Genomic DNA, 5,454 nt, shown 5'->3' with positions numbered 1-5,454 from the left:
TGGTGTGGTGTTTAAATGGTTTCGCCCCCAAAATGTTTGGGGGCGAAACGGTTTTTTTCAAGTTTTAGTGCGGCGGTTTCCTACTCTCCCACACACCGGCGTGTGCAGTACCATCGGCGCGGGCAGGCTTAGCTTCCGGGTTCGGGATGGGACCGGGCGTTTCCCTGCTGCTATGACCGCCGCCACAATCGTGGACTCTAGTCACTAACCATATTCAGTTAGCAAACCCATGAACACAAGCCGCGATACATAACTGTTAGTACCGGGCTGGTTGGTTCTTATTTGTATAGTGGTCGCGAATACCTGAACGCAAAAGTCTTTCTGCTCTACTCGTTTCATTGTTTGTTCCACGTTATCAGTGGGACTGTGTATGTTGTTGTTATCGGCCGATTAGTACCGGTAAGCTCCACACCTCACGGTGCTTCCACGCCCGGCCTATCAACCCCGTAGTCTACAGGGGGCCTCACGACAAAAGTCACGGAGTCCTAGTCTTGGAGCAGGCTTCCCGCTTAGATGCTTTCAGCGGTTATCCCTCCCGAACGTAGCAAACCAGCCATGCTCTTGGCAGAACAACTGGCACACCAGAGGTTCGTCCGTCCCGGTCCTCTCGTACTAGGGACAGGCCTCCTCAAAACTCCAACGCACGCAGCGGATAGGGACCGAACTGTCTCACGACGTTCTGAACCCAGCTCGCGTACCGCTTTAATGGGCGAACAGCCCAACCCTTGGGACCAACTCCAGCCCCAGGATGCGACGAGCCGACATCGAGGTGCCAAACCATGCCGTCGATATGGACTCTTGGGCAAGATCAGCCTGTTATCCCCGGGGTACCTTTTATCCGTTGAGCGACCACGCTTCCTCAAGCCATGGCCGGATCACTAGTTCCTACTTTCGTACCTGCTCGACCTGTCAGTCTCACAGTCAAGCTCTCTTGTGCACTTACACTCAACACCTGATTGCCAACCAGGCTGAGAGAACCTTTGAGCGCCTCCGTTACCGTTTAGGAGGCAACCGCCCCAGTTAAACTACCCACCAGGCACTGTCCCTAACCCCGATCAGGGGTCAAAGTTAGGAACCCACTTACAACAGAGTGGTATTTCAACAACGACTCCACCAACACTAGCGTGCCAGCTTCACAGTCTCCCACCTATCCTACACAATCGCAAGCGAGCACCAATACCAAGCTATAGTAAAGGTCCCGGGGTCTTTCCGTCCTGCTGCGCGAAACGAGCATCTTTACTCGTAATGCAATTTCACCGGGCTCACGGTCGAGACAGTAGGGAAGTCGTTACGCCATTCGTGCAGGTCGGAACTTACCCGACAAGGAATTTCGCTACCTTAGGATGGTTATAGTTACCACCGCCGTTTACTGGGGCTTAAATTCACCGCTTCGCCAAAGCTAACAGTTCCTCTTAACCTTCCAGCACCGGGCAGGCGTCAGTGCATATACAGCGCCTCACGGCTTAGCATGCACCTGTGTTTTTGATAAACAGTCGCGTCCCTCTTGCTATTGCAACCACCACCAGCTCCACACCGTAAAGACGCTTCACCAGGATGGTCCCCCTTCTCCCAAAGTTACGGGGGCATTTTGCCGAGTTCCTTAACCATGATTAACCCGTCCGCTTTAGTATTCTCTACCTGACTACCAGTGTCGGTTTAGGGTACGGGCGGCTAAAACCTAGCGTCGAGGCTTTTCTCGACAGTACAGGATCACTGAACTTCAACCAAACGGTCTCACCATCAAGTCTCACCCAAACAGCCCCCGGATTTACCTAGGAACCAGGCCACACTCTTAGACGCGCCAAGCCATAAGACACGCGCCAGCTACCTCTCTGCGTCACCCCTGTTAACACGCTTGACTACTAAAACACGGGACCCCAAGACCATCAAACCCCACACACCCGAAAGCATACAGGACCAACAGCATCGGTTAGCACATGTCCCCTCGTCATGGACGGTCCTTCGCCGGTACCGGAATATCAACCGGTTATCCATCGACTACGCCTGACGGCCTCGCCTTAGGACCCGACTCACCCAGGGCGGACAAACCTAGCCCTGGAACCCTTAGTCATCCAGCGGGAAAGATTCTCACTTTCCACTCGCTACTCATGCCTGCATTCTCACTCCCACCAAATCCACCCGAGATCACTCCCGGACTTCAACTCTGGCAGGACGCTCCCCTACCCAACAACACCACTAACACACATACCATGTGCCGTGCAAAATGCTGATGCCGCGACTTCGGCGGTACGCTTAAGCCCCGCTACATTATCGGCGCGGAACCACTTGACCAGTGAGCTATTACGCACTCTTTCAAGGATGGCTGCTTCTAAGCCAACCTCCTGGTTGTCTACGCGACTCCACATCCTTTCCCACTCAGCGCACGCTTAGGGGCCTTAGTCGACGATCTGGGCTGTTTCCCTTTTGACAATGGAGCTTATCCCCCACAGTCTCACTGCCACGCTTAACTTGAACGGCATTCGGAGTTTGGCAGACCTCAGTAACCAAAACGGCCCATTAGTCAACCAGTAGCTCTACCACCACCAAGAAACACGCAACGCTGCACCTAAATGCATTTCGGGGAGAACCAGCTATCACGGAGTTTGATTAGCCTTTCACCCCTACACTCAGCTCATCCCCCCGGTTTTCAACCCAGGTGGGTTCGGTCCTCCACACGCTTCTACACGTGCTTCAACCTGGCCAAGCGTAGATCACCCCGCTTCGGGTCTACATCATGCGACTCCACGCCCTATTCAGACTCGGAATTTCCCTACGGCTACCCCACACAGGTTAACCTCGCCACACAACATAACTCGCAGGCTCATTCTTCAATAGGCACGCCATCACCCCACAAGGCTCTGACGGATTGTAAGCGCCCGATTTCAGGTACTATTTCACTCCCCTCCCGGGGTACTTTTCACCATTCCCTCACGGTACTATCCACTATCGGTCACCAGGAAGTATTCAGGCTTACAAAGAGGTCTTTGCAGATTCAAGACAGATTACACGAGTCCGCCCCTACTCGGGGACACGCACCAACCCAGCACCATGCCAAACATCTACGGGGCTATCACCCTCTCCGGCCTGCCATCCCAGACAGTTCAACTAAACACAACACAAAGGCCCCGCTCCAATACGGAAAGCAGCATACGCCCCCACAACACCCAACAAGCAACGCCCGTACGCTATCACACTCATTAGGTTTAGCCATCCTCCGCTTTCGCTCGCCACTACTCACGGAATATCTTCTCCTGTAGGTACTAAGATGTTTCACTTCCCCACGTTCCCCCCGCACCCCTATCAATTCAGAATACGGTGACAAGCCACAAAACTTGCCGGGTCTCCCCATTCAGGCACCCTCGGATCAAAGCCCGCTCGACGACTCCCCGAGGCATATCGCAGTCCACCACGCCTTTCATCGGCCCCTGGTACCAAGGCATCCACCGAACGCCCAAAAAAACAACAAACCAAACACGGTCTCACCAGAAGAACAAACTAAAACAAGACAAAAAAACTTGCATCACAGATACTCGCACCACTATACAAATAACAACCAACCAACCAAACCACACCACACAACCAAAACAGCCATGCCAATGCAGCCAGCCAGGCCCATAAGCCCAAAACCCGACAGCGCCCCCACCAAAACAGCAGGAAATGTCCATGCCCACGCGCATCCCAAAACCAGAAAACAAAAACCATCACAGACAAAACATCCGCAACACTGGCAATGCTCCCTAGAAAGGAGGTGATCCAGCCGCACCTTCCGGTACGGCTACCTTGTTACGACTTCGTCCCAATCGCCAATCCCACCTTCGACCGCTCCCCCTCAAAAAGAGTTAAGCCACGGGCTTCGGGTGTTACCAACTTTCGTGACGTGACGGGCGGTGTGTACAAGGCCCGAGAACGTATTCACCGCAGCAATGCTGATCTGCGATTACTAGCGACTCCAACTTCATGGGGTCGAGTTGCAGACCCCAATCCGAACCGAGACCAGCTTTAAGAGATTAGCCCCACCTCACGGTATCGCAACCCTCTGTACTGGCCATTGTAGCATGCGTGAAGCCCAAGACATAAGGGGCATGATGATTTGACGTCATCCCCACCCTCCTCCGAGTTAACCCCGGCAGTCCCTCACGAGTCCCCGGCCGAACCGCTGGCAACATGAGGCAAGGGTTGCGCTCGTTGCGGGACTTAACCCAACATCTCACGACACGAGCTGACGACAACCATGCACCACCTGTACACCACCCCGAAGGCTGGCCCATCTCTGGAACCATCGCAGTGTATGTCAAGCCTTGGTAAGGTTCTTCGCGTTGCATCGAATTAATCCGCATGCTCCGCCGCTTGTGCGGGCCCCCGTCAATTCCTTTGAGTTTTAGCCTTGCGACCGTACTCCCCAGGCGGGGAACTTAATGCGTTAGCTACGGCGCAGAGACACAGGATAGCATCCCCACACCTAGTTCCCAACGTTTACAGCGTGGACTACCAGGGTATCTAATCCTGTTCGCTCCCCACGCTTTCGCTCCTCAGTGTCAGTAACGGCCCAGTGACCTGCCTTCGCCATCGGTGTTCCTCCTGATATCTGCGCATTCCACCGCTACACCAGGAATTCCAGTCACCCCTACCGCACTCAAGCCCGCCCGTACCCACCGCAGACCAACAGTTAAGCTGCTGGCTTTCACGACAGACGCGACGAACCACCTACGAGCTCTTTACGCCCAATAAATCCGGACAACGCTCGCGCCCTACGTATTACCGCGGCTGCTGGCACGTAGTTAGCCGGCGCTTCTTCCCCCACTACCATCAACACAGCCAAAACTGTGCCTTTTTCGCGAGAAAAAGGAGTTCACAACCCGAAGGCCTACACCCTCCACGCGGCGTCGCTGCATCAAACTTTCGTCCATTGTGCAATATTCCCCACTGCTGCCTCCCGTAGGAGTCTGGGCCGTATCTCAGTCCCAGTGCGACCGACCACCCTCTCAGGCCGGCTACCCGTCAAAGCCTTGGTAAGCCATCACCCCACCAACAAGCTGATAGGCCGCGAGCCCACCCAATCCCAGAAAAAACCTTTCCAAACACCACCATGCGGTGACGCCTGAATATCCAGTATTAGCAGCCGTTTCCAGCCGTTATCCCAAAGAAAAGGACAGGTTACTCACGTGTTACTCGCCCGTTCGCCACTAATCCACCACAGCAAGCTGCGGCTTCATCGTTCGACTTGCATGTGTTAAGCACGCCGCCAGCGTTCGTCCTGAGCCAGGATCAAACTCTCCAAAAAAAACAAACCAAAAACAGTCCATCCAAAAAGAGCCAGAAAAACCTGACAAACACGGTCCTCATCAAATCAGAAAACCGCAAAAACACTAACAAAAGCACCCCAAAAAAGGGCACCAAAAAAACGCGTAAACAAAAAACAAAACGCTATCGAGATCAAAACCAACAAACCCACTC

3 rRNA genes are annotated in these 5,454 nt (G+C 53.9%); all 3 read right to left on the bottom strand.

Annotated features, from left to right (window positions below):
• Positions 1-67: 67 nt before the first annotated feature.
• The 3 genes from rrf to HMPREF0574_RS09205 all read right to left on the bottom strand — a co-directional run bounded on the left by rrf (position 68) and on the right by HMPREF0574_RS09205 (position 5,281).
• Positions 68-184, bottom strand: a 5S ribosomal RNA gene (gene rrf, locus HMPREF0574_RS09215).
• A 186-nt stretch (positions 185-370) separates the two neighbouring features.
• Positions 371-3,467 (bottom strand): 23S ribosomal RNA (locus tag HMPREF0574_RS09210).
• 274 nt (positions 3,468-3,741) lie between these two features.
• Positions 3,742-5,281, bottom strand: a 16S ribosomal RNA gene (locus HMPREF0574_RS09205).
• The 16S, 23S and 5S rRNA genes sit together here, the layout of an rRNA operon.
• Positions 5,282-5,454: the final 173 nt, after the last annotated feature.

The organism is Mobiluncus curtisii subsp. curtisii ATCC 35241 (assembly GCF_000146285.1).
In the GTDB taxonomy this organism is placed as follows: Bacteria; Actinomycetota; Actinomycetes; order Actinomycetales; family Actinomycetaceae; genus Mobiluncus; species Mobiluncus curtisii.
Note: the sequence above shows the minus strand (reverse complement) of the source record. Positions and strands in the feature narration are given on the sequence as shown.